The 25,548-nt window shown below is 36.4% G+C and carries 23 protein-coding genes and 1 other RNA gene; 4 read left to right on the top strand and 20 right to left on the bottom strand.

Translation table 11 applies throughout. The annotated features are described in order from the left end of the window. Positions 1–14: 14 nt before the first annotated feature. From CCE82_RS02170 to CCE82_RS02150, 5 genes are all read right to left on the bottom strand, one after another. Positions 15–494, bottom strand: coding sequence for a dihydrofolate reductase (locus tag CCE82_RS02170; RefSeq protein WP_086427791.1), 480 nt, complete (start codon positions 492–494; stop codon positions 15–17). Between the two features lie 18 nt (positions 495–512). After that, positions 513–1,466: a thymidylate synthase gene (locus CCE82_RS02165; RefSeq protein ID WP_086427790.1), complete on the bottom strand. Its 954-nt coding sequence runs from the start codon at positions 1,464–1,466 to the stop codon at positions 513–515. A gap of 310 nt (positions 1,467–1,776) precedes the next feature. Next, complete coding sequence (gene brxA / locus CCE82_RS02160; RefSeq protein WP_086427789.1) at positions 1,777–2,217, bottom strand: bacilliredoxin BrxA; 441 nt, start codon at positions 2,215–2,217, stop codon at positions 1,777–1,779. 24 nt (positions 2,218–2,241) lie between these two features. Next, complete coding sequence (locus tag CCE82_RS02155) at positions 2,242–3,360, bottom strand: conserved virulence factor C family protein (protein WP_086427788.1); 1,119 nt, start codon at positions 3,358–3,360, stop codon at positions 2,242–2,244. A gap of 31 nt (positions 3,361–3,391) precedes the next feature. Then, positions 3,392–3,577: a zinc-finger domain-containing protein gene (locus CCE82_RS02150; RefSeq protein ID WP_086427787.1), complete on the bottom strand. Its 186-nt coding sequence runs from the start codon at positions 3,575–3,577 to the stop codon at positions 3,392–3,394. Positions 3,578–3,802: 225 nt separating this feature from the next. Here CCE82_RS02150 and CCE82_RS02145 point away from each other — a divergent pair, with 225 nt between their 5' ends. Both CCE82_RS02145 and CCE82_RS02140 read left to right on the top strand, forming a co-directional pair. Beyond that, the gene (locus tag CCE82_RS02145) at positions 3,803–4,501 is read left to right on the top strand and encodes a queuosine precursor transporter (RefSeq protein ID WP_086427786.1); all 699 of its coding nucleotides are present in this window, start codon (positions 3,803–3,805) and stop codon (positions 4,499–4,501) included. Positions 4,502–4,557: 56 nt separating this feature from the next. After that, positions 4,558–4,956: a ribonuclease HI family protein gene (locus tag CCE82_RS02140; RefSeq protein WP_086427785.1), complete on the top strand. Its 399-nt coding sequence runs from the start codon at positions 4,558–4,560 to the stop codon at positions 4,954–4,956. Positions 4,957–5,099: 143 nt separating this feature from the next. On the opposite strand, the gene CCE82_RS02135 is transcribed toward CCE82_RS02140, so the two are convergent. From CCE82_RS02135 to CCE82_RS02100, 8 genes are all read right to left on the bottom strand, one after another. Further along, positions 5,100–5,981: a 5'-3' exonuclease gene (locus tag CCE82_RS02135; RefSeq protein WP_086427784.1), complete on the bottom strand. Its 882-nt coding sequence runs from the start codon at positions 5,979–5,981 to the stop codon at positions 5,100–5,102. Positions 5,982–5,985: 4 nt separating this feature from the next. After that, the gene (locus CCE82_RS02130; protein ID WP_086427783.1) at positions 5,986–9,441 is read right to left on the bottom strand and encodes a dynamin family protein; all 3,456 of its coding nucleotides are present in this window, start codon (positions 9,439–9,441) and stop codon (positions 5,986–5,988) included. Between the two features lie 330 nt (positions 9,442–9,771). Beyond that, the gene (rarD, locus tag CCE82_RS02125; RefSeq protein ID WP_086427782.1) at positions 9,772–10,689 is read right to left on the bottom strand and encodes an EamA family transporter RarD; all 918 of its coding nucleotides are present in this window, start codon (positions 10,687–10,689) and stop codon (positions 9,772–9,774) included. Between the two features lie 34 nt (positions 10,690–10,723). After that, positions 10,724–11,851 carry a THUMP domain-containing class I SAM-dependent RNA methyltransferase gene (locus CCE82_RS02120; protein WP_086427781.1) on the bottom strand — a complete coding sequence of 376 codons (1,128 nt, stop codon included), beginning with the start codon at positions 11,849–11,851 and terminating at the stop codon, positions 10,724–10,726. 649 nt (positions 11,852–12,500) lie between these two features. Further along, positions 12,501–12,887: RNase P RNA component class B (gene rnpB / locus CCE82_RS02115), an RNA gene on the bottom strand. A gap of 41 nt (positions 12,888–12,928) precedes the next feature. Beyond that, on the bottom strand, positions 12,929–13,264 hold the full coding sequence (gene gpsB / locus CCE82_RS02110) for a cell division regulator GpsB (protein WP_014613910.1): 336 nt from the start codon (positions 13,262–13,264) through the stop codon (positions 12,929–12,931). A 19-nt stretch (positions 13,265–13,283) separates the two neighbouring features. Further along, a complete protein-coding gene (locus CCE82_RS02105) occupies positions 13,284–13,841 on the bottom strand; it encodes an SLOG family protein (RefSeq protein ID WP_086427780.1) in 558 nt (185 codons plus the stop codon). Next, positions 13,834–14,175, bottom strand: a complete 342-nt coding sequence (locus CCE82_RS02100) for a DUF1798 family protein (RefSeq protein ID WP_086427779.1) — start codon at positions 14,173–14,175, stop codon at positions 13,834–13,836. Before CCE82_RS02100 ends, CCE82_RS02105 begins: the two co-directional genes overlap by 8 nt. A 194-nt stretch (positions 14,176–14,369) precedes the next feature. On the opposite strand from CCE82_RS02100, the gene recU reads away from it, so the two are divergent. Both recU and CCE82_RS02090 read left to right on the top strand, forming a co-directional pair. After that, the gene (recU, locus tag CCE82_RS02095; RefSeq protein WP_086427778.1) at positions 14,370–14,996 is read left to right on the top strand and encodes a Holliday junction resolvase RecU; all 627 of its coding nucleotides are present in this window, start codon (positions 14,370–14,372) and stop codon (positions 14,994–14,996) included. After that, positions 14,993–17,218, top strand: coding sequence for a transglycosylase domain-containing protein (locus CCE82_RS02090; protein WP_086427777.1), 2,226 nt, complete (start codon positions 14,993–14,995; stop codon positions 17,216–17,218). The genes recU and CCE82_RS02090 overlap by 4 nt, the downstream gene beginning before the upstream one ends. Before the next feature lie 206 nt (positions 17,219–17,424). Here the strand turns inward: CCE82_RS02090 and CCE82_RS02085 are convergent, their stop codons facing one another. The 7 genes from CCE82_RS02085 to CCE82_RS02055 all read right to left on the bottom strand — a co-directional run bounded on the left by CCE82_RS02085 (position 17,425) and on the right by CCE82_RS02055 (position 25,546). Then, the gene (locus CCE82_RS02085) at positions 17,425–17,760 is read right to left on the bottom strand and encodes a YpoC family protein (RefSeq protein WP_086427776.1); all 336 of its coding nucleotides are present in this window, start codon (positions 17,758–17,760) and stop codon (positions 17,425–17,427) included. Next, on the bottom strand, positions 17,757–18,428 hold the full coding sequence (gene nth / locus CCE82_RS02080; RefSeq protein ID WP_086427775.1) for an endonuclease III: 672 nt from the start codon (positions 18,426–18,428) through the stop codon (positions 17,757–17,759). Before nth ends, CCE82_RS02085 begins: the two co-directional genes overlap by 4 nt. After that, positions 18,418–19,110 carry a DnaD domain-containing protein gene (locus CCE82_RS02075; RefSeq protein WP_086427774.1) on the bottom strand — a complete coding sequence of 231 codons (693 nt, stop codon included), beginning with the start codon at positions 19,108–19,110 and terminating at the stop codon, positions 18,418–18,420. Before CCE82_RS02075 ends, nth begins: the two co-directional genes overlap by 11 nt. Before the next feature lie 188 nt (positions 19,111–19,298). Continuing rightward, the gene (gene asnS, locus CCE82_RS02070) at positions 19,299–20,591 is read right to left on the bottom strand and encodes an asparagine--tRNA ligase (RefSeq protein ID WP_086427773.1); all 1,293 of its coding nucleotides are present in this window, start codon (positions 20,589–20,591) and stop codon (positions 19,299–19,301) included. A 67-nt stretch (positions 20,592–20,658) separates the two neighbouring features. After that, on the bottom strand, positions 20,659–23,361 hold the full coding sequence (locus tag CCE82_RS02065) for a helicase C-terminal domain-containing protein (protein WP_086427772.1): 2,703 nt from the start codon (positions 23,359–23,361) through the stop codon (positions 20,659–20,661). Between the two features lie 27 nt (positions 23,362–23,388). Further along, the gene (locus CCE82_RS02060; protein WP_086427771.1) at positions 23,389–24,360 is read right to left on the bottom strand and encodes a biotin--[acetyl-CoA-carboxylase] ligase; all 972 of its coding nucleotides are present in this window, start codon (positions 24,358–24,360) and stop codon (positions 23,389–23,391) included. Further along, entirely contained in the window at positions 24,344–25,546 is a 1,203-nt protein-coding gene (locus CCE82_RS02055) for a CCA tRNA nucleotidyltransferase (RefSeq protein ID WP_086427770.1), read from the bottom strand. The genes CCE82_RS02060 and CCE82_RS02055 overlap by 17 nt, the downstream gene beginning before the upstream one ends. Positions 25,547–25,548: the final 2 nt, after the last annotated feature.

Raw genomic sequence — 25,548 nt, 5'->3', positions numbered from 1 at the left:
CTAACCTCCAATAATTACTTTCGAGTGAGATGCAAGAAAGTGTGCGGATATTTATTCTTGTCATCCACAACACCTTCTATAGCAGATGTCACTTCCCATTCTTCAAAAGTGTAAGGTGGGAAAAATGTATCTGCTTGGAATTGGTCTTCAATTACAGTGATATACATATCATCTACGCGATCAATAAATCTTTCGAATAAAGTTTGGCCACCAAAAATAAAGATGTGATCGTCGTCGATGGCATCAATGCCATCGATACTGTGAATGACTTCAACGCCCTCTGGTTTGAAATCAGGGTTACGTGTAATAACGACATTTCTACGGTTCGGTAGCGGTTTGCCAATAGATTCGTATGTTGCACGTCCCATTACGAGTGTATGTCCAGTTGTTAGTTTTTTTACATGTTTTAGGTCATTGGGTAAATACCATGGCAACTGGCCTTCAAAACCAATACCACGATGTTGATCATGTGCGACTAAAATAGATAGCGTCATATGATTACTCCTTTTTATTTATACCGCGATTGGTGCTTTAATCGCTGGATGGGATTCATAATTTACAATCTCTAAATCTTCATATTCAATGTCAAAAATTGAACGGTCTGTATTGATTTTTAATTGTGGCGGCGCGTAACTTGAACGTGCAAGTTGTGTTTCAACAGCGTCCAAATGGTTGCTGTAAATATGTGCATCGCCAAATGTGTGTACGAACTCACCTACTTCTAAACCACATTCTTTCGCGATTAAATGTGTTAATAAGCTATAACTCGCAATATTAAACGGTACGCCTAAGAAAATGTCAGCGCTACGTTGATAGAGTTGACAACTGAGCTTATTGTCTTGCACATAAAATTGAAAGAGTGTATGACAAGGAGGTAAAGCCATCGTCTCAATTTCGGCAGGATTCCAAGCGCTGATGATATGACGACGTGAGTTTGGATTCGTTTTAATTTGTTCGATTAACGTTTTTAATTGATCATAATGTTGACCATCTGCACCGACCCAGTCACGCCATTGCTTACCATAAACATTACCTAAATCACCGTGTTTTTTCATAAAGGCATCATCGTTTAAAATTTGTTGTTTAAACTTTGCCATTTCTTCTTGGTAAACTTCAGCAAATGTGGCATCACTTTGTGCTCTGTGGCCAAAGTCAGTCATATCCGGACCTGTATAATCTTCACTTTGTACATACTTTTCAAAGGCCCACTCGTTCCAAATGTTGTTATTATATTGTAATAAATATCTTAAATTGGTATCACCACGGATAAACCAAATCAATTCAGTTGCAACCAGTTTAAAAGAGACTTTTTTCGTTGTTAACAAAGGGAAGCCTTTTGAAAGGTCAAAACGCAACTGATGTCCAAATTTTGAAATTGTTCCTGTAGCTGTTCGATCATCACGTTGATTGCCAATTTCTAACACTTCTTTACATAAATCATGATAAGCTGCATCAAACGGATTCATGACATTCACCTCTTTCTCTTAGTATCTATAATAGAGGATTTTGTGTCATTTGGGAAACAATATCAACGTTTTAAGTAACGTAAAAGCATCACCAAGCAAACGGAATGTATTCAGTACCTTTCCGTGTATCTTCACATCATCGGATAGACTCAAGCATCGAGAAAAATAATGTGTGCGCATCATCATCTCTTGTGTTAAAAACGTAAAAAGGGGCTTGGGACACAATTGAGTTTCCCAAGCCCCACTCTCTATGATGAGCAAAAATCAAAATATGGAAATGTAAAATGAATTAAGGTTAAGTTGATTTCTTTTATGCGCGGCAATGTGTGTCAAATGCGTCTTTGATGTCCATTGCTATATCATTAATATCACGGCCTTCAATGTGTTCGCGTGGCATAAAGTGCACGAGCTCAGCCCCTTTAAATAATGCGAATGATGGACTAGAAGGCACTTGTTGAATGTATTCACGCATTTTTGCCGTGGCTTCTTTATCTTGACCTGCAAAAACAGTCACTTTATTCGTCGGTTTATATTCATTTTGTTCAGCAACGGCCACAGCTGCAGGACGTGCTAATCCAGCTGCACAACCACATGTTGAATTAATAACAACGAATGTCGTATCTTCATCGCTCACATTGTCCATATATTGTGTTACTGAATCTTCACTTTCTAAACTTTCAAAACCATTTTGTGTCAATTCGCCTCTCATTTGAGCAGCGAGTTCTTTCATATATGCATCATATGCGTTCATATTATAGCGCTCCCTTGTATTAATTTATTGATTACGATTTGCGATCTGTTTCCACACTGATCCAAGTGCTTCTTCCCCGTTTTCGATACGTGTAATGGCCATTTCAATTTGCAACTTCACTTCATAAGCCGGATCATTTTGATGTGCTTTCAAAGCTGGAAGTTGTTCTAGTCCTCCTTCGTCAAAAAGGAACATGGCTGCACGCCATCGAACAATCTTTTGTGGATCATCTAATGCTTTTTCCATTTCAGGTAAAGCTTCTTTAAAGCCTAAATCACTTAAACTATCACCAGCTGTTCGTCTCACTGCAGGACTTTTATCGTGCAGCCCTTTAAATAGGTACGGCAAAGTCGCTTGATCTTCAATCATGCTGAGCAACACGACTGCTTCACGGCGTAATGGCACTTTATCTTCATTTAACGCATAATCAAGTAGTGGATAATCTTCGTGCGTAGGTGTTGGAAATGATTTCAACATACGAAGACGTGCTTTCCAATCCGGTTCTTGTTGATAGGTTTCTAATGTGACATGCTCATATTGTTTTTGTGGTACAGTAACGTCAGTGTTTTTCGCCTCTTCTACAAGTTGATGAAGCACGTGTTCAGGGTAAAGTGCATAAACTTCTTCAACGACACTTTGCATGACTTCGTCCAAATCACCATAGCGAATTCCCAACGTTTCCCATTTTCGTAAAAATACAACATTATCCTCAGGCGCTTGAGTTTCAAGCATAGCATTGACAAAAATGTCGCTCAATTGTTGCCGTTTTTCTTCCTGAGCTGTTGTGAGCTTTACTTGATAAGGAATATTTTTAAATTTGAGCACCTCTGCTTTTACCTCGCCAAAATGTGTATCTGGTTCAGGATTTCGTGTATCGTCTTCTTGGTGATCATGATTGAGTGTCGCCGTGACTAGAGGTAACACAGTTTCCCAGTCTGCTTTTGGTGTTTTATCGACGGCAATAAAATCTAATACATAAAAAACAGATTTCACACCTTCTACTTGTAAAATGGCGTTGATAAAGTGAGGCTGACCATCTGTAACTTGCGTATAAGTATTGGAATGATTGTCTTGCCTTTTTTCAGATAAAATAATTTTCATGGTATTCGGACTAGGTGTAGGTTCGACCTTAATAATTTCCATGTTAAACCTCCTCGTCAATTTACTACAGTCATTATTGTAGCTCATTGCCTAATTGTTGAATTTGTTTGCCGATTGAACATTCATTGATACAGAAGTGATGTGCTTGTGTTCTCCCCTTTGTTTTTCGAAGGTGTGCTTTAACCAAGCAGTGTTCACAATATTGTTGAGACAATTGATCGATTGAAGCAATAGCCTTCTTCTCAGAGTCAGTTAGCACGAATGTCACCTCTTTTAAATATAGTGCGTACAATATTCACTATCGTAACATGATTTAAATGGACATTGAAGCGTTTTAACTTCATCATCATTGCTAACAACGCATCGCTCGTAAAAGTTATTCAAATACTATTGAAAATCGTAAGTCTGTTGATTATAATGGATAAGTTACTGTGAAGAGCGGTTTCTAAACACCCGCGTCAACAAAATTTAGGAGGTTATGCAATTGTATAATGAATGGTTAGGTTTAGGATCGTTTATCGTTACTTTTGTTTTAATGGTTGCGATGTTTCGATTTTTTGGTAAATCAGGTCTGTATGCTTGGGTTGCGATAGGTACGATTATCGCCAACATCCAAGTGCTCAAAACAGTGGATATCTTTACGATTTCTGCTACGTTAGGAAATGTGATGTTCGCGTCAATTTATCTTGCAACAGACATTCTCAATGATATTTATGGGAGAAAAGTTGCGAAAAAAGCAGTATGGCTCGGCTTCTCATCTACGTTTATTATGATTATTATTATGCAGATTTCGCTCGCGTTTCAACCGAGTGAAGCGGATATGGCACAAGGCGCAATGAAGGCTATTTTTGATGTTGTCCCTCGAATTGCCTTTGCATCCATCATCGCTTATATTATCGGGCAACATATTGATGTCTTAGTCTTTAACTTGATTAAAAAAGTATTTCGTTCAGATCGCACGTTTATCCTTCGTGCCTATGGGAGTACAACATTGAGTTCTATTGTTGATACGGCCCTCTTTGTAGCGATTGCTTTTTATGGCAGTTTACCTAACGACGTCGTATTCGAAATTTTCATTACGACTTATTTATTAAAACTGTTATCTACCGTATTAAACGTTCCATTTGGTTATTGGGCGAAATCACTATATCGTCGCAATAAAATTAAAGATGACACGCTATAACGAGTGATATGTTAAGCTTAAGGATGTAAAAAACATTCAAGTGTGGTGTATTGAATTTGGCAAAAATTTATTTTGATGCAGCAACAAAAGGCAATCCTGGAGTCAGTGCATGTGGTGTTGTTATCGTAACAGAAGATGCGCGTCATACTTTCACAAAAGTGCTCGGTGAAATGGATAATCACAGCGCTGAATGGGAAGCGCTCCTTTTTGCGTTAGAACAAGCCGAAGCGTTAACAGTTGAAAATGCCTTAGTTTTTACAGATTCCCAATTAATTGAAGATGCAGTGAATCGTGAGTTTGTGAAGAATACGCGTTTTAAGCCTTATTTATCAGCTTATTTACAGTCAGCGGCACGCTTTGAATTGGCGTTTGTCAAATGGGTTCCGAGAGCGCAAAATAAAGCGGCAAATCAATTAGCGCAAGATGCATTGTATCAAGCTTTACATCGTTCGTAGTGCTTTAATATTAAATGAAAAATGTCGAAGTGGATGACATGTGTAAGGCATGTACATTTCACTTCGACATTTTTTGTTGTTATCTTTTTTACTGATGATTTAATTTATAGGTGTTCACAGTGAGATGACATCACTATAATGAATTACAAATTCTGCACAAAGCGTTTAGAAACAAATAATTCGTGTTGATCTAATACGGCAAGCACGTGATTCAATTCAACATGGTGGGCCATTTGTTCGAATAATGTCTCAACGGATAATGGCACATTCAATTCGATAGTAGCAAGTTGTTTGGATAAACGTAAATTGTTCATATCTTGTTGAATCTTTTTCTGTTGTGCAGGCGTTAATTGTGAAATGTTTGTGATGACTTCTTCTACTGAACCATATTGTTGAATCAGTTTAATTGCTGTTTTCTCACCAATCCCTTTGACACCTGGATAACCATCCGCTGTATCACCCATGAATGCTTTAACATCAATCAACTGTGGCGGTTGTAAATCGTATTCTAATTCAAATCGTGCTCTGTCATACTTACTATATTCCGTAAAGCCCTTTTTAATGAGCCAAACAAAAACATTATCACTCACACATTGTAATAAATCACGGTCTCCTGTAATGACATATACTTCATGGTCAGGTGACTCCGAGAAAGCATGTGTCAACGTACCAATGACATCATCAGCTTCATAATTTTCTACGCCGATATTTAAAAAGCCAAGTGATTCAGAAATATGCTGTACATGATCAAATTGTGGCATTAGTTCTTCAGGAGGTTCCGGCCGATTTTGCTTATAGCCGTCAAACATGTCATTACGAAATGTTGCCTTTCCCATATCCCAACAAACTGCGACGTGTGTTGGTTCAATTTCTCGAATGGCACTATAGACATGTCTGACAAAGCCTTGAGTTCCATTCGTCGGTGTTCCGTTTGTATTGCGCATAAAATTTTTGTGTACACTTGTTGCATAAAAATGGCGAAATAGCAGTGCCATACCATCAATGAGTAAAAGTTTGTGTCTCATGTTTTCAGTCCTTTGAATTAAGTATTGCGAATAATTTTGGTGATTCCGTTTGTAATTGTGCAATCAATGCATCATCAACTTCGACAGCTAACACTGTGTCGATTTCTTCTTGTGCTTGCGACTCAATTTGTTCAAGTGCTTGTTGTGCTTTTGCTATTAATGTCATTAGCATTGCTTCAAGCGCCTGTCGTAAATCGCCTAATCTCGGTTGTAATAGTGTGATTGTTTCGTCTTTAATGTCAGCTTGTATTTGTTTTTGCACTTGTGGTTGTAAAATGTTTTTCTTAGTTAATTGTTTAGGTAGCGCACTGACCATCGCATCTAATGAAATCGTTAAAAATGAATCTTCTACAGGCGCAACTTCAATCGTTTCAATATCTGGTAATAAAATGTGATACTGATGAAATGATTTGATTTTTGGCGCCATTTCTTGTTGTAACGCTTGATTAAAGAAATATTTAATCCGTTCAATCATTAATGTTTGTTCTAAATATAATTTTTGGTGCAGTTGGTTTAAATAATCTTTAGTCGACTGACGTTTTTCTTCATTGAAATGATTTGAATTCGTCATCTGTGTATTATAAATGGCCTTTACATTATCCAACAATTGAATTTTTAAACGCTCATTTAAGTGATACATCTGATCTTCTATTTCATTCACTAATTTTTGTCGAATTGCGTTTAAGCTTTGTGTGTTGAAAATTGTTTTTTGACGCATCTGTTGTAATTGCGTTTTAACGTGCTGCATTTGCTCTGCATTAGATGTGTGATCGTCAATCATTTGTTCATAAGATTGTTGGATATCACGTAACTGATCATACATCTTTGCTTCTAAAATATGTTTAGATTCTACTTCTGAAAAATCGGAAATGCGTGCTTTTAACTGTTGCACACCTACATCACCTTCTGTTAATGCAGCGCGACTTGATACCGCAAAGATTTCGGGTTGCATTCGAACTTGCAATAACGCATCCTTTACATAATCATGAACTGCCTGTTTGTCTGCCTCATTTTCAGCCAAATCTGTCGCATTGATGACCATTTTGAAAGCTTGATGTGCTTTCAGTTGATTCATGTTCTTCATATGTTCGATAAACGCTTTGTCGTTATCAGTAAATGCGTGGTTAAAATAACTCACATATAAAATTAAATCAGAAGTTGTCAGTATTTTTTCAGTTTCATTTGTATGACGCTGGTTATTAGAATGTAAACCTAATGAGTCAACAATAATCTTGTCTTTCAACCAATCGAGCGGCAATCTTAAATGCACCGTTTGAACGAATGTCGCATATTCATCTTCAGCACTCCACTGTTGAACCTCTGACGCTTTAATCGGATGCTCTAAACCTTGCGCAATATACGATTGATAAAGTGCATAATTTTTTTCAATCGCATGAATAAATGCAAGTCGACTTTTTTCGATGCGCCCTTTTAACTTATCTATATTCGCTTCTAAAAAGGTTTCGATACGGTCAAATTGTTGTCCTTCTAATTCAAACACGTCATTTATTTCTTGGAGTAACGTTTCAGGTGTTTTAAACGTAATGTGATGCGTGTCACCATACGCAATTTCAGTTGTTGCTGCTGTTGTAGGGTTGGGTGAACTTGTCAAATAACTGTCCCCTAGCAAAGCATTAATCAAACTACTTTTACCAGCACTGAATGTTCCAAAAACACCGATTTTAACTTTTTGATCTTGCATTCTTGCACGTGTTGCTTCGATATTTTTCACACTTGATTTAAATAGCGGTATATTTTTAACGATAGTTAATGCTTGGTCGATTTGTTCATTATCAATTGCCGATACATCCTTCGCCATTGCGGTCTTTTTTTGTGCAGTAGTCATTACGTGTTCATCATTTGTTTTCACTTGATATTGAATTTCAGTACGGTCAATTAAACGATCCAGTGAATCCTCCATATGAATATAATAATGACGATAATTTTCTGTTTTCAATGATTGGGCTAAGTTACGCAATTCAATATAACGTGAATACAGTGCATTATCGTTCGATTCATCAACTAAATGTTCTTCTGCATGCACATTTTCAATAATTGCATCGTCGAGTGGTTCTTGTTCTTTTAAAATATATTGCTTAATGGCTTTCATTAAATCATTTGAAAAGGTTAATACATATTGATTCGTAATTTGAATTTGTGTCTGATACAGATCGGTTACAATTGATGCAGGTAGTGTCAATTTTTGGTTTAAAATACGTTGGTTCATTTCCGTATCATTAATAAAACGTGTCAGAAATGACAAATCCTCTTGCATCGGTTTAATAATTTGGTGATTCACTTTGCTTTGTAAATCTGCAATCAATGTATTCAGACGGATTTCACGTTCTTCTTCTGTTTTTTTCTTTTTATTAAACAATCCACCCGCTTTAAAATCTTTCGTCATACTTTCAAGGTAGTAGCGAATCGTTTCGCGCATCTCATGTGTCATAATGTATGCATTGTCTATGATAGAACGACGCTTATCTTTTAAATAATGCTTCAACGCGTGGGCATCATTTAATAATTGCGCCTCTTCACTCATTGATTCATTTTGTTGATGTGTTTGATAAGCTTGATCGAATTGCGCAGCTTCAATGTTAAGTTGCTCTAAAATTTCATCCATTTCATGTTGTAAATAATCTAATTGATGCTGATGAATAAATTGTTTCATGCGCACGACATAAGTTTCAACTGCTTCTCGATGTTGATCTTGCTCCATAATAAAGGCGTGCAACTGATCAAATTGGTTATACGGATGGTCAAACTTTGTAATATAAAAAGTATCGAGTAAAGTAATGTCCCACTCTGTTATAGATTGTTCAACACGGGCTTGAAAAGTTTCGAAATCAAGTTCATTATCATCATGTTTATCAATTTGGTTAATAATGAAAACGACAGGAATACCCGCGCGATTTAATCGTTTCATAAATTGAAAGTTCAGTGCAGATTGAACATGGTTATAATCAACAGTATAGAAAACAACATTACTCGTATACAGAAATTGTTCCGTTTGCATACTATGTGATTGTACATTGGAATCAACACCAGGCGTATCTTGGAACGTAAAACCACGATGAAACACATCACTTTGAATACGAATGTCGATGGATTCGACTTGAAAATTTTCACGGTTCATTTGTTTAACGTCATCATAAGAGTTCAGTTGTGTATATTTTTGACCTTCGATGTTCGCTGTAATGCCAGGTTCATTAGCAACGGTCACTAGTGCGGTATTACTCGTTGTTGGGACAGGTGAACTCGGCAAAATATCTTGACCGATGAGACGATTAATGACTGTTGATTTACCTGCCGAAAAATGGCCAACAAAAGTCATCGTGTAATGGTTCAAATACACCTTTTTAATCATTTGGTTAATCGTATGTATGAAAGCGGAATGATCGGACTTTTCCACTTCTTTTTTTAGTTTATATAAAACATCCAGTTGTTCTTGATTTTGCATAGAAATTGGATTCCCCTTGTTTTAAACGTCTATATTTATGTATTATATGGGTTTGTTGACATAAATGCTATTGCAGTGATTAAAAATAAGGGGATTTTATAGATGGAGATTGAAAGGAAAAGGGGGTGAGACACAATTGAAAGTTCCCCCTATCCTAAGATGGGTGAAAATCAAAATATGGAAATGTAAAATCAATTAAGATGAATGGCGCGTTCAGTGTTTTGATTATTTCATCGCATTAGGCTCGCCAAATTGATACGTGGCAATTCTAAAATATATCAAATTAATACAATCAAAAATTTTTATATCTATGCCACCTTTATATTCTGATTAATTTTGATATTTTAATGGTTGAGGACGTTTTTTAATTTTAATGATTTGAGATACAACATAAATCACTATTCCGACCCAAATAAAGCAAAATGTGATAAATTGATCGACATTAAACGGTTCTTTAAACACAAAAATGCCGAGTAAAAAGATGAGTGTTGGTCCGACATATTGGATAAAGCCCATTAAAGACAGCGGAATGCGAATGGCACCTTCCGAAAAAGCAAGTAACGGTAATGCCGTCACTGCACCTGAGAAGAGCAACCAAAACGTTGACATATTCCAACCAAGACTTAGATGTGCAGTTTGTCCAACAATAACTAAATAAATGATAGCCATGGGTGCAGTTGCAAGGGATTCGATCGTAATACTACTTAATGCAGGCATAGGCACAAGCTTTTTCAATAATCCATAAATACCAAATGAAAAAGCTAAAATTAACGAAATGTATGGAAATTCGCCTACTTTTAATGTCATATAAAGCACACCAAGTACCGCAAACAATATCGCAATCCATTCTAAACGGTTGAAACGTTCTTTAAAAAATATCATGGATAATAATATGCTTACAAGCGGGTTGATATAATAACCTAAACTTGTCTGTAAAACAAAACCCGCATCAATCGCAAAAATAAATGTTCCCCAATTCACTGTCACGATATAACCCGCTAATATAATAATAAACAGTTTAAATGGTTTCGCCATCAGTTGTGCCATATCTTGAGAAAATTGCTGCCATCGCCCTATGATGGGTAAAAGGATAAGCATAAAAATGAGCGATAAGACGATACGATACATGAGCGTTTCAATGGGATCAACATCATGAATAAGCGCCCAATATAATGGTAATGTCCCCCACATGACATAAGCCAATAAAGCGAAAAGAATGCCTTTTTTAAATTCTTTATCTTGATACAAAGTACTCCCTCTTTTCGTATAGATTAATCACGGGTTAAGATTTTTGATTTGCCCAATATTGGTAATATGTCGTTTCAATATAGCCATTAAATAATTTGCGTCGTTTTGTAGCCTTGCGATTCACAAGATATTCAAACTCTTTGTTGCTAGTCATAATATAAAGAGATAAATTTGGATGATTTTGCATTAATTTACCTAAATAACGGTACATTGCTTCAACTTCATCGCGATCCCCGATACGTTCACCATATGGCGGGTTACCAATTAAGCCAATTGGACCGTCATGCTCGATTGTAAGGGTATTCACATCTTTCACTTCGAAGCGGATAATATCGCCGACACCGACTTCATCAGCATTTCGTTTTGCAATTTCGACCATTTCTGGATCAATGTCAGAGGCGTAAATTTCTATTTCTTTATCGTAATCGGCAAGTTCATCTGCCTCTGCACGTTTTTGATCGTAAAGCCCTTCTGGTATGATGTCCCATTGTTCTGAAATAAATGAACGGTTAAAGCCTGGCGCAATATTTTGAGCAATTAAACACGCTTCAATCGCAATTGTTCCAGAACCACAAAATGGATCGATGAGTGGTGTATCTCCTGTCCAATTTGCTAACTTCACTAAACTTGCAGCGAGTGTCTCTTTAATTGGGGCCTCACCTTGCGCAAGACGATAACCACGTTTATTCAAACCGGAACCAGACGTATCAATTGTTAATAGTACTTTATCTTTTAAAATAACGACTTCGACAGGATATTTTGCGCCGGATTCATCAAGCCAACCTGATACTTGATGGGCATTTTTCAAACGTTCTACAATCGCTTTTTTAGTGATTGCTTGAACATCTGGGACGCTAAATAATTTAGATTTTAAACTACGTCCTTGTACTGGAAATTGTCCATCTGCTGGAATATATTGCTCCCATGGTAAACTTTTCGTTTGTTCGAATAATGAATCAAAAGTGACAGCTTCGAATTGACCGATGATGAGTTTGACACGGTCAGCAGTGCGCAACCATAAATTGGCTTTAACGATGGCGGATGCGTCCCCTTCAAAATAAATACGTCCATTTTCAACGCGTGTGTCATAGCCAAGTTCTTGTACTTCTTTAGCGACAATAGATTCGAGCCCCATAGGACAAACTGCTAATAGTTGATACACGAAAATTCCTCCTTTTGAATATCAGTTTATGTATTTCATTTTCATCATTGTTTTCATATTATTGCACTTTTTTTATTATATATGTGAGTGGTTATTGACTGTAGTACTTGATTACAGAACTTGCCCTCCATTTCCCAGGGGACTTGCCTCAACTAAATTCGGCTTGATGATAGGGTACATTTGATGGAAGCCGAATTGGATTTTCGGCTGCGTCTGATCCCTCGGGAGTGTCGGGCAGTTCTTGTAAACAAAAAAGCTGTGATGACAAACAGGTGTATTCACCGTATCATATTATTCAAACACTGGATCGATGTGTCATATTTAAATGTTGCAATTCTTTATTCAACTTTAACATAATTGAGACTTCACAGGGGTAGTGAATCGGTGTTAGCTAAAAGAAAGGAGCTTAAAAATGGATTAAACCTCTTAAACTCAGACACATTGATGTACCTTAGTCTCTTTTCTACAATGAGCTATCATCAAAAAGTTAATATATCAATCAAGATAATCACAAAATTTTTGACCTTGCGTTTATAAAATGACGTTGATTTCTATTTATAAGTATCGATGACTGATTCTATGTGATGTCAATACAAATTGAAGGGCTGGAACGTCTTGTTCCAGCCCTAACGTGACTAGTCTGAGATATTTCTATAAGCCATGTTCTGTACTGATGTACTCGTTACGTGCACTAGCTACACTGGTACGTCAGTTGTAATCATCTGTCTGAAAAGTATGCTGAACTTTTCCTCGTCTATACGTTGAATTCCGTTAGACAAGTGCTCCTACCAAATTTGGATTGCTCACTCGAGGGGTTTACCGCGTTCCACCTTCATTATTTCTAACAAAGCTACGTCACTGTGGCACTTTCAAACTATTGTAACCTTATCAAAAGACTTAGGTTAGGTCGTTGCCGTCAATATCGAATATTGCCTTGACTTATTGTTTCATCAAGCACGAACACTACAGTCATCTCAGACTGTGTGAGCATGGACTTTCCTCTATATGTCATGACATATAGCGATTACACGAAATATCCTCAAAAAATTATAGCATTTTTCAATTAAAAAACAATCCCTATTTTCCAAAGACTGCTTTTTCAAGGTTAGAAATTCGTTTTAAAATATCTACATTATTATTTTGGTTCGAACTTTGATTTGCGAAACTCTTATTATCTTGTGGTCGACTAGAGGCAACACGAATACGTAAATCTTCAATTTCTTTTTTTAGTTTGTGATTTTCTTCTGATAATTTGATGACTTCATTATTTAGGTCTGACATTTTTTGATAATCCGCGATAATATCATCTAAAAAAGCATCCACTTCTTGAGGACGATAGCCACGAACCATTGTTTTTTCAAAATCTTTTTCGTAAATGTCTTTTGCTGATAATTTTAACGAAACATCTGACATCTGTTCCACCTCATTTGATTTAAATTTCTTCTGACCATTGTAAATCATTGATAAAGTTCGTAATTTCGTCAAACGTCACAATATCACAAGTATAGTTTGTTTTTTCAACAAAATCAACTAACTTCTTTTTGAAAAATTGTGGGCTTGCGGGTTGTTCTTCATCATAGATTAATACTGTAATATCAGTATGGTCCAACATAAATTGATCGGCTTGTTGAAACTGAAATGGTCCTTCATATGTATGCTGATGCACACTGTTTACATAATCGCTATGTTCGATGATGTGTTGATACTTGAACTGATTTTGTTCATTCCATTTAGAAGTATGTTCTAAAAATGGTGTAATCACGCCTAGTTTTAACTCGGGATAATCTTCTTTCAATGCAATCACACATTCCGCACCCCATAATTCAATACCCAGTTGGCCTTGGATTAACACCCATTCCAAACCTTCCTCTATATATTGAATTAATTTTTGAGTCATAAACTTCTTTAAATACGTCACTTCTGGTGCATTATCATTAAAAATCTGGAGTTCGTATGACTTATAACCCGTCAAATACATCGTTTTAAACATGAGTGTCACGCTCCAATTGCGATAAATAATGTAAGTCATGCTGTACGGCTTTGTATCGATCTAAAAATATTTTTTTGCTCGTTGTTGATTGATGACACGCGACAGCTAACTCGGCCAATAAGGAGGACATGCGTTGTAATTTTTGTGCATTGAAATATTTTTGCTGTGAAATGGTGTGATGATAGCGTTGTAATGCTTGTAAATGCGCATCAATCTGCTGGACAAAAGGTTGCACCTCGTTATAGAAATCATATTGTCTTCCTGCCCTAGCCTCTTCATAACGTTGGTAAATAGCTGTTAAATCGTGAATCAACTGTTGAATGACAATTTGCATGAATCAAAACACCTTTCATTAAACTATATTAATTTTATCATAATGTGTTGAAATATTTTAATAGGAAATGATTTTAGGTCACGTTGAAGGACTATGTATGTTACAATAATGTCAGTTTATGAATCCTTTCGATTTATAAAGCGCCTATCCTATCATGTTTATAGGACAAAAAACATGGATTGTAGGTGAGACAAATGAATTATCCAAATGGTAAGCCTTTTAAGCCGAGTCGGACTCAAGACGGAAGCCCTAGGACAAACAAATCGAGTAAAATTAAATATGGTGGGCGCGGAATGACATTAGAAAATGATATTGAAAGCTCCAACCAATATTATTTAAAGACAGAACGCGCTGTGATTCATAAGAAACCAACACCTGTGCAAATTGTCCACGTGGATTATCCTAAACGCAGTCAAGCTGTAATTAAAGAGGCTTATTTTCGAACGCCTTCAACTACTGACTATAATGGTGTTTATAAGGGCTATTACATTGATTTTGAGGCAAAGGAAACTAAGAATAAAACTTCCTTTCCGTTACAAAACATCCATGCGCATCAAGTTGAACATATGAAACAGGCGGTGGCTCATGGGGGTATTGTCTTTTTACTGCTTCGTTTTAAAGGAATCAATGAAGTTTATCTCTTACCGTTTAAGCGTTTTTTTCCGTTTTGGGAGCGCTATTTAAAAAATGGAAAAAAATCAATTAAGGTTGAAGAAATTCAAGAAAATGGTTACTATATTCCTTATCAGTATCAACCAAGATTAGATTACCTCAGTGCAGTTGATAAGTTGATATTAGATGAAAGTGAGGACCGCTTATGACGGAAAAGAAAGGGACTTCTAAGCAAACGAAAAAGAAGTCCGCTCAAAAAAAGAATAAGAACATCAAGCGTACGATCATTAAAGTGTTGAGCTTTATAGTATTAGCATTTATCATCTTAGCACTCTTATCTGTATTGCTTTTCGCATATTATGCTTGGAAAGCACCTGCATTTAACGAGTCTAAACTCCAGGATCCAAGCCCTGCAAAAATTTATGATAAAGATGATAACTTGGTCAAGACGCTTGATAATGGTGCAAGACGAGAGCATGTGGATTTAAAAGATGTTCCAGATACGATGAAAGAGGCTGTACTTGCAACTGAAGACAACCGTTTCTATGATCACGGTGCACTCGACTATAAACGTTTATTTGGTGCCGTGTTAAAAAATATTACGGGTGGTTTTGGTTCACAAGGTGCTTCTACGTTAACACAACAAGTCGTTAAACGTACGTTTTTAACTGATCAAAAGTCAATTGAACGTAAAGCACAAGAAGCGTATTTATCTTATCGTTTAGAACAGGAATATTCTAAAGATGAAATTTTCCAAATGTATCTCAACAAAATTTACTATTCTGATGGTGTATATGGTATTAAGGCTGCAGCAAGATACTACTTCGATAAAGATTTAAAAGATCTTAACTTAGCTGAATCTGCTTATCTCGCAGGTTTACCGCAAGTACCAAACACATACAACATTTATGACCATCCAGAAGAAGCTGAAAAACGTAAAGATACGGTATTGTACTTAATGGCATATCACCACCGCATTTCTGAAAAAGAGAAAAAAGAAGCGCAAGATACGCCAATTACTGAAAATCTCGTGCAACGTACAGCTGAAGATAGACAAATTAAACCAGATGATGACTCAGAACAATACAATTCTTATGTGAACTTTGTTAAACAAGAGCTGATGAACAATCCTGAATTTAAAGGACAAAATTTATCCGACGTGCTTAACAGTGGTATTAAAATCTACACTTACATGGATAAAGATGCACAAAATAGTTTACAAAATCGTATTGATAATGGTGGTTACTATAAAAATGACGATCAGATGGTTGGTTCGACTATCGTGGACAGTAAAACCGGTGCATTAGCTGCGATTTCAGGTGGTCGTAACTATAGAGATGTCGTTGAGCGTAACCAAGCGACTGACGCACATCCGACAGGTTCGACATTAAAACCATTCTTAGCGTATGGTCCTGCGATTGAAAATATGCAATGGGCTACAAACCATTCTATCCAGGATGAATCAGCTTATAACATTGACGGTGCGACATTTAGAAACTACGATCAACAAAGTCATGGTACAGTGTCAATTTATGATGCATTACGTCAAAGTTTCAACATTCCTGCATTGAAAACATGGCAACAAGTTAAATCTCAAGCGGGTAACAACGCACCAACAGACTTTGCGAAAAAAGTTGGTTTAGAATATGAAAATACAGATATTGGACCTTCCGAAGTATTAGGTGGTTCATCTTCTGAATTCTCACCTACTCAACTGGCTTCAGCCTATGCATCATTTGCAAACGGTGGTACGTACAACAAAGCGCATTCAATCAAAAAAGTTGTAGAAGCAAATGGGAATACGATTGAATTTGACTTTACGAGCCATAAAGCAATGAATGACTACACTGCTTATATGATTACTCAAATCTTAAAAGGTACATTTGAAGCTTACGGTTCTGCATATGGTAACAAAGTCGATGGCGTTAACATGGCTGCTAAAACGGGTACGGGTACGTATGGTGCTGAAACATATCAACAGTACAATTTACCTGACTCAGCTGCGAAAGACGTTTGGATTTCAGGTTTTACACCTAAATATACAATGTCAGTATGGATGGGCTTTAGTGAAGTGAAACAGTATGGTGAAAACTCATTTGTCGGCAGTAGCGAACAGAAATATCCTCAATTACTCTTTAGAGATGTCATGAGTGATATTAGTCCACGTGACGGTTCAGACTTTACACGACCTGACTCTGTTGCAGGCAGCGGTAAGAGCCTATACGTTGCTAAGTCACCAGATGGCAACACAACAAGTAACTTTACAGAATCAAGTAATGGTACAAACAGTGGTTCAACTTCTAACAACAATAGAAATGGCAACAACGGTCAGAATTTGAACAATGGTAATAGCAATTCACAACAAGGCAATAATGGAAATAACAACAATAATAGTGGTAATGGCATTTTCGGTAACTTATTTGGCCGTTAATCCTTCCGTGAAAAAGGAGCTGGGAAAGCTTAATATCCCGGCTCCTTTTTTATCTTTTAACTTGAAAATCTAAAGTCCCTATATCATAAATACAAAAAAGACGTATACAAGATGTTAAAATCGATACGTCTTTTTGGATTTAATATTGAATTTTGATTCATCATTACGATATAGATATAGCCCTGTGTGAATTCCCCATCGCAACATTATGTTAATCGATGACGCGCACGATATGCCGCAAACATCTTCACTAATTCTGATTTTAACGTCTTCATTTGTTGATAACCCATATAATGATGCTTTCGTGTCTCAATATACGCAAAACGCTCATCAATGTTGAATGGTACAATACGTAAAGTCTCTTGATCGACTAAACGATAATCTTCCACCTCGTTAATCGTATTAAAATAACTGATTAACAATTCATAATAATCATCTAAAAGTGAGACAGATGCATCACGACCGATTTTGCGCGCTTTGGCATAAAGGTCAAGTTGTGCTTCTAATTGTGTCATCGTATCAATCATTTCTTGATAACTCATGAGGCACCAGCCGCCTTTTTCAACGAAGCACGATAACGTTTTTGCCCTTCACGACAGTCATCAAATAATGGACAGACACCGCATTTTGGTTTTTTCGCTAAACAGTGATAACGGCCAAAAAAGATAAGCTGGTGATGGCTTTTTGTCCAACGTTCTTTCGGTATAATAGATGTGAGTCGACGCTCTACCTCTGTGACACTATCTTTCCAACGACAAATCCCTAGACGTTTAGATACACGTTCGACATGTGTATCGACGGCTAATGCAGGTTCATCAAATGCGACGCTCATGACGACGTTAGCTGTTTTTCGACCTACACCCGCCAAACTTTCAAGTTGTTCGTGGGTATGTGGCACTGTCCCATCATATTGATCGATTAATGATTGAGAAAGTTTTTGAATATTTTTTGCTTTATTACGATAGAGTCCAATTGAACGGATATCTTGTTGTAACTCTTCTAAGTCTACAGCTAAATAATCCTCAGGCGTATGATACTTTTGAAATAAATCCTTTGTTACTCGGTTCACTGTATTATCTGTACATTGAGCTGAGAGTAAAACGGCTATCGTTAATTCAAAAGGGTTTTGATGCACGAGTTCGCATTGTGCATCTGGAAACATTTGATCAATGACATCAATCATTTCAAGTGCTTTCTTTTTACTTATCAAAAGGATTCTCTCCTTTCAGCCAATTAAATTTTGGAATGTGTTCTACTTTTTGAGAAGGTTGCTGAGGTTGTTTTTTAAATTTTGCCCGTATTGGTTGTGCTTCTTTAACTGTTGTGACATTATTTTTTTGCCAGTTGAGTAAAATTCGATCGATATATTTAAGTGACGGTTTTTGGTGTGCGAGTGCTTCATCAATCGCAGCATCAATGAGAGAAATGGCATAATGGTCAACATCAATCCATTGGTTTAAATGCTCAATTTCTAATGGTGATAAAGCACGACCAAATGCAGTCTCGATTTTTTTGAATACTAATTTAAATGCTTCTTCATCAGACAAGGTTTCATTCGATTGTTCGATTTGTTTGAAAATAGAAGCGAACTGTTCATAAAACCCATCGAGATGAATGTATTCCGTAAATTTGCCCTCACTATTTTTTTCGACGCGCATCGCTAATAAACCAAGTTGAATGAGTTTTTGTATAATAGCGGTCACTTCTGATGATTGCATCGTTGTCCCCTTTTTTAACGTATCGATAGAAGGCTGCTCGTTAGAAGACTCATAAGCATATAAAATTTTGATTAAAATGACTAAATCATTTTCGTTAAGGCCTAATTCTTGATAATGCTCAAATAATTCATATCGAATGACAACAGGCCGTGTTTGTAGTTCTCGTTCGTTCATTACTTCCCCTCCTATTCACATAGTCATTGCGACAACAATATTTTTTCGATTCACCGCTATTGACGGAATAAAAAGAGAGTGAGCGTGAAATCCCTGTTGTTAAAGAATTTCAACCTCTCACCCCTGTATATGATGAAGCGAGGTCTCGTTAGTCGAACATCTGCACTACATCATAGCATCCGTATCTATTATGGATACAAACGATTTAACAAACGTGGGAATGGTGATGTTTCACGCACGTGTTCAACACCAGCAATCCATGCCACAGTACGTTCTAAACCTAAACCGAAACCACTGTGTGGCACGCTACCATATTTTCGTAGGTCTAAGTAATATTGATAGCTTTCTGTGTCGAGTTGATGTTCATCAATACGTTGCTCTAATAATTCGAGGTCGTTAATACGCTCAGAGCCACCAATAATTTCCCCGTAACCTTCAGGTGCAATTAAATCGGCACAAAGTACTGTGTCTTCGTTTTCTGGATTTGGTTGCATGTAGAATGGTTTAATTTTTGTTGGATAGTTGACAATAAATACAGGTAAGTCGTAATGGTTTGCAATCGCTGTTTCATGAGGTGCACCAAAGTCATCACCCCATTCGATATCATCAAAACCTTCTTCATGTAAAAACTTTATCGCATCGTCATAAGAAATGCGTGGAAACGGTGCTTGTACTTTTTCTAATTTAGATGTGTCGCGTTCTAATAATTTTAACTCAATTTTGCAGTTTTTAAGAACAGATTGCACGACATAAGAAACATACGCTTCTTGAACTTCTAAACTTTCTGCATGCGTTGTAAATGCCATTTCAGGTTCGATCATCCAAAATTCGATTAAATGACGACGTGTTTTTGATTTTTCAGCACGGAATGTAGGTCCGAATGAAAATACTTTACCGTATGCCATTGCAGCTGCTTCCATGTAGAGCTGACCACTTTGTGATAAAAATGCATCTTCGTCAAAGTATTTTGTATGGAATAATTCGCTTGTGCCTTCTGGTGCACTCGCTGTTAAAATTGGTGGATCAATTTTTGTGAAGCCATTTTCATTAAAAAATTCATATGTTGCACGGATGATTTCATTACGAATTTTCATCACAGCATGTTGTTTTTTAGAACGTAACCATAAATGACGATGGTCCATTAAAAATTCTGTGCCATGATTTTTAGGTGTAATTGGATAATCATGTGCTTCATGGATGATTTCGATGTTTTTGACTTGCATTTCATAACCTAAGTCTGAACGGTTGTCTTCAGTAATTTCGCCCGTGACGTATAAAGATGTTTCTTGTGTTAAAGATTTCGCACGTTGGAAAATGTCCTCTTCTACATCTGCTTTAACGACGACACCTTGCATAAATCCTGTACCATCACGTAATTGTAAGAACGCGATTTTACCACTTGAACGTTTATTCGCGAGCCAAGCGCCAATTGTAACTTCTTGGCCAATTTTATTCTTTGCTTCTTTAATCGTTGTTTTCATAACCATTCTCCTATTTGTTTTAATACTGTTACTATTTTAACAAAACTATTGGCGAACTTCTACCACATCATGTGTGTTCTAGATTGGATTGCATCTTGTGAAGTAATTGTTCAAATTGATGCATGTTGCCTTGGTGTTGCTGGAAATGGGTTAATGTATTTTGGAAAAAGTGACGATATTGACTATGGACTAAACGGTTGTCAAAAGAAACGACAATCCCTTGATCATTTTCATTTCTTAATAAACGTCCAAGTCCTTGTCTGAATCTCAGTACAGCTTCCGGTAATACATAATCTTTAAATACATTATTAAACTCATTTGCAAGTAACATCGGTTTAACTGCATGATGATTCATAAACGGCAATTTCGCTATCATCACACATTTAATGCCGTTCGCTTGATAATCAAAGCCTTCAAAAAAGGTGCTCGTACCTAGTAAAATCGCTTTATCAAAATGGTTGAACTGTTGCACGATTTTATAATTTTGATTTTGTTGTTGCGATAAAATCACATAATCGTCAAATTCTGCCATTTGATTTAAATAATCCATCACGTTGTATAACATTTTATAACTTGTAAAAAGTACGAGACACTTACTATCAACCGTTGTAACGTAACGTGCAATATACTCAACAATCGTTTGGATATACTCGTCTTGATTTTGATAGCTGTAACGTTTAATGTCATTGGGTACAAAAATATGACCATTAGAGTCAAACGTATGTCGTGACGTAATTTTGTACGTTTGGAACTGCACATCCTCTTCAAACCATTTTTGATAATTTTTAAAGGAACCATTAAACGTAAGTGTCCCTGAGACGAATGAAATCGATTCAAACTGTTTTAAAATTTTCTCTGTCAACAGTTGCTTAATGGATGCATCTTTAATATGAATTTTAATTGTCGACTTTTGTTGAACATTTTTTAGCGTAATATAGAACAAATGCCCTGCTTTCAGTCCTGTTTCGATTTCACGTAATTGATCCACAATATAAAGTAGATGTTTACGCAACGTTTTGACGACCTTATGTTTCATATTGTTAAAATGTTCAAGAGTGACATTAATTTTTGAAATGTATTGATGTAACAATGGAATCAATTGATCACGTTCCATATCATACGCATAATGCAATTTCGATGCTTCATCATCATGTAATTGACCTTCATGTACTTGGTTAAAAATATGATCAAAAAAGTGTTCGTTCATGTCATGAATTTCAATAATATCTTGTTTAATACTAAAAACATCGATAGGTGGAATATCCAATTTTTGTAAAATACGTTGTTGTTCAAGTTGATCAATTTGTTTTAATAATTTTTCATTTTCTGTCTTACCTATTAATCCCAATTGATACTTAATGTCAGCATACCCGAAAGCATGGATGGCACAATCAATCGCATAATCAGGCAATCGGTGTGCTTCATCAATAATACAATGCTTAAACATTTGATACAGTGTATGTTCAGGTGATGAATATAATAAATGTGCATGATTGGTAATGCCGATTTGAATTTTAGATGCGTTAGTACGAATATGATTGTAATAATGAAAATCTTTACGAACTGGTACATACGTCTCGATTTTTTGTTCAAAATACATTTTTTGACCGCCACGTAAATTCAGTTCTTGAATATCACCCGTACGTGTTTCTAAAATCCAAATGAGTAGTTGCATTTTTAACAAATTTACATCGTAGTTTGTCGTTTCATCTTTTAATACTTGGCTAATCAGGCCGAGTGAAATATAGTCCTGTTTACTTTTGATTAATGTCGCATTGATCGATACGTTGAGTGCCCGATTAATTTTTGGAATATCTTGTAATAACAACTGATTTTGCAACATTTTAGTATTTGTTGAAATCATGACATGTTCGCCTGTTTCAATATAATACATCAATGACGCGACAAGATAAGCTAATGATTTACCACTCCCTGTGTCTGCTTCAATCAACGCTTTTTCATTATGCATTAATTGATCAAACACAATTTGTGCCATATAGAGCTGTTCTTCACGATATTGGTAGTGACAAGCGTCAACAATCGTTTGATATAGAGCTGTCAAATCACCGTCAAACTGAACATTGCTTTTTTCAAAATCAGGTGGGGCTTGATAATAAATTTGTTCAAACTGATTTAATCCAGTGATTTCTTTTGCAGGTTGATGTAAGCGCACTTGTTCGAAAAAATAGTCATCGAGTTGATATTTCAATTGTTTACTTAAATAGTACAGTTGTTTTTTTGTATTAATCGGCAATACTTCGAACTTTTCAAACGCTAAAATCATCAAACGCGCTGTCGTATGTGCATCCTCATCTGCTCGATGTGCTTGTGTAAGTGGAACGCCTAATGATTCAGCAAGTTCAGTCAGTTGATAGCTTTTTTCGGTTGGAAAGGCAATTTTAAATAGTTCCAACGTATCAATGACTTTTTTGGGTTGATAATGGATATGACATTTTTTGAAAGAGTGCTTTAAAAAGTTCAAATCAAAATTGACGTTATGTGCGACAAAAATACAATCTTTAATTTTATGATAGATTTCATGTGCAACTTCTTTAAAATAAGGTGCTTGATTTAACATTTCTTCTTCAATGGAAGTTAAGGCTTGAATAAATGTCGGTATGGTCAAATCGGTTTTAATCATTGAGTGATAATGGTCTACAATTTGATTGTTCCGGACGAAAGTAATTCCAATTTGAATAATCTCATCATAATCTGCTTGGTTGCCTGTTGTTTCAAGATCTACAACAGCGTAACAAGGTTGATGCGTCATATGCCCCCTCCTTTCTCTCTTGATGGGTTAGAATTCAATATCTGCACTCATTAAACGGTGAAAATCACCATTGCGGTCGACGACATGTAAAAAGCCTTGGTCGTCAATTTCTACAACTTTACCATAAAATTGCTGTTGACCTTCCGTAAAACGTAATTGCTTATTCCAAATATTTGAACGTTCGACATATTCATCTTTAATTGTCGTAAAAGGTTCAGTTAAAAATTGCGTGTAACGTTGTTCAATACGTTGAATCAACTGTTCTAAAAATGCATAACGGTTCACATTTTTACCAGCATGCATTTTTACGCTTGTCGCTGTTTCGTGTAGCGCTTCTTCAAAATCATCGACATTATGGTTTAAATTAATGCCAATACCACAAATAACAGCTTCAATACCGTCTGCATTTGCAACCATTTCCGTAAGAAAACCGCATACTTTTTGACCTTCTATGTAAATATCGTTCGGCCACTTGATTTCAACTTTTGCTGTGACAAATGACTGAATCGCTTCACTAATGGCTAATGACATAAATAAATTAAAGGTTGTCAACATTGAAAAAGGGATATCAGGTCTTAATACGAGTGACATCCACAAACCTTTCCCTTTTGATGACTGCCATACACGTTTGAAGCGGCCTTTTCCTGCTGTTTGTTCATCACTTAAAATAAGCATCGTACGGTCATCATTTAAAATCGCCTTCTTAGCAACTTGTTGTGTCGAGTCCACAGTTGGATATGCCTGAAAGTGCTCGATAAGCGATTGATGTTTAAAAATTGATGTTAACACACCTGTATGCCAAGCTTCTGGTAAAGCGTTCAATTGATGGCCTTTATTATGAATGGAATCAATTGAAAACCCATCTGCTTTTAACTGATCGACTGTTTTTTTGACAGTCATACGAGAAATATTCAATTTTTCTGCAATGGTCTGACCAGAAATATAATTGGGTCTGCCATCTGTTAATAGTTCTAATATTTGATCACGATATTTTGACATTTGATTTCACCCATTCAATGATAGCTTCTGTTTGGTTGTTGACTTGACGTTCAATGACAGCACGTTCGACTTGACGTAAAACATCTTTAATCCATGGACCACCTTTAAGTTGGAACGCTTGCATTAACAATTTGCCGTCCACTGCTAAATCTTGACGTGACTGAATTGGTAATTGCGCCCATATCTCTTGAATTGAGGAGGCATTAAAGATGACAGGTGTTGGTATGTCAATCGAATTGTTTACCAATGTTTCACGCAGTTCGTTGATTTGAAGTGCAACGTCAATTCCAAAATCGTATACAAATTGTTGTAGCTGAACTTTAGTGTTGATTTCTTGCACGCTTTGAATCGCGGATACGAAGGTTTGAATTGTTCTTACTCGGGCATTACTAAGTTTTAAAGGCTTGAATGCTTGATGATTTGATCGATAGCTGAGTATAGCGAGAAACGATTCGATTTCTAAAGGCGTATTCAATTTCATTGCTGCAACATCTACATCTTTGAAATATGGAATGTAACGCCAAAGTTGCAATGAATGAAGTATCGGAAATGTTTCGGCAACATATGCGCCGTTGATCAATAATGTTAATTCATTCATAATGCGTTCAATCGATAAATATTCAAGGTCGGCCATTCGGTGCGCCATCGCTTCAAAAGTCGCATCTTCAATGGTAAATCCGAGCTGTGATTTAAAACGTAAACCGCGCAAAATTCTTAATGCATCTTCATCAAAACGCGTGTTGGCATCACCCACCGTACGGATGATGCGCGCTTCGATATCACGTTCCCCTTCAAAATGATCAATCCGTTCATACTGGATATCCATTGCAATTGCGTTCATCGTAAAATCACGACGTTCTACATCTTGATACAAATCTCTCACGAAATAAACTTCTGTCGGACGACGATGGTCGACATATTCTGCTTCAGCACGAAAAGTCGTCACTTCATAATTTTCGCCGTTCCATACGACATTGATTGTTCCATGTTCTTTGCCGACTGGAATCGTATGTTCAAAAAGTGATTCGATTTCATCTGGTGTCGCATTTGTTGTTATATCTACATCGTGAATAGGTCGATTCATAATAAAATCTCGCACTGAGCCACCGACAAAATAAGCTTCATAGCCATGTTGCATCAATCGTTCTAATATAGGTTTCGCCAATTCAAATTGAGATTGCTTCATGA

The organism is Staphylococcus cornubiensis, from assembly GCF_900183575.1.
Classification (GTDB): Bacteria; Bacillota; Bacilli; order Staphylococcales; family Staphylococcaceae; genus Staphylococcus; species Staphylococcus cornubiensis.
The sequence above is the reverse complement of the archived record's forward strand: the minus strand, read 5'-3'. Positions and strand labels throughout refer to the sequence as shown.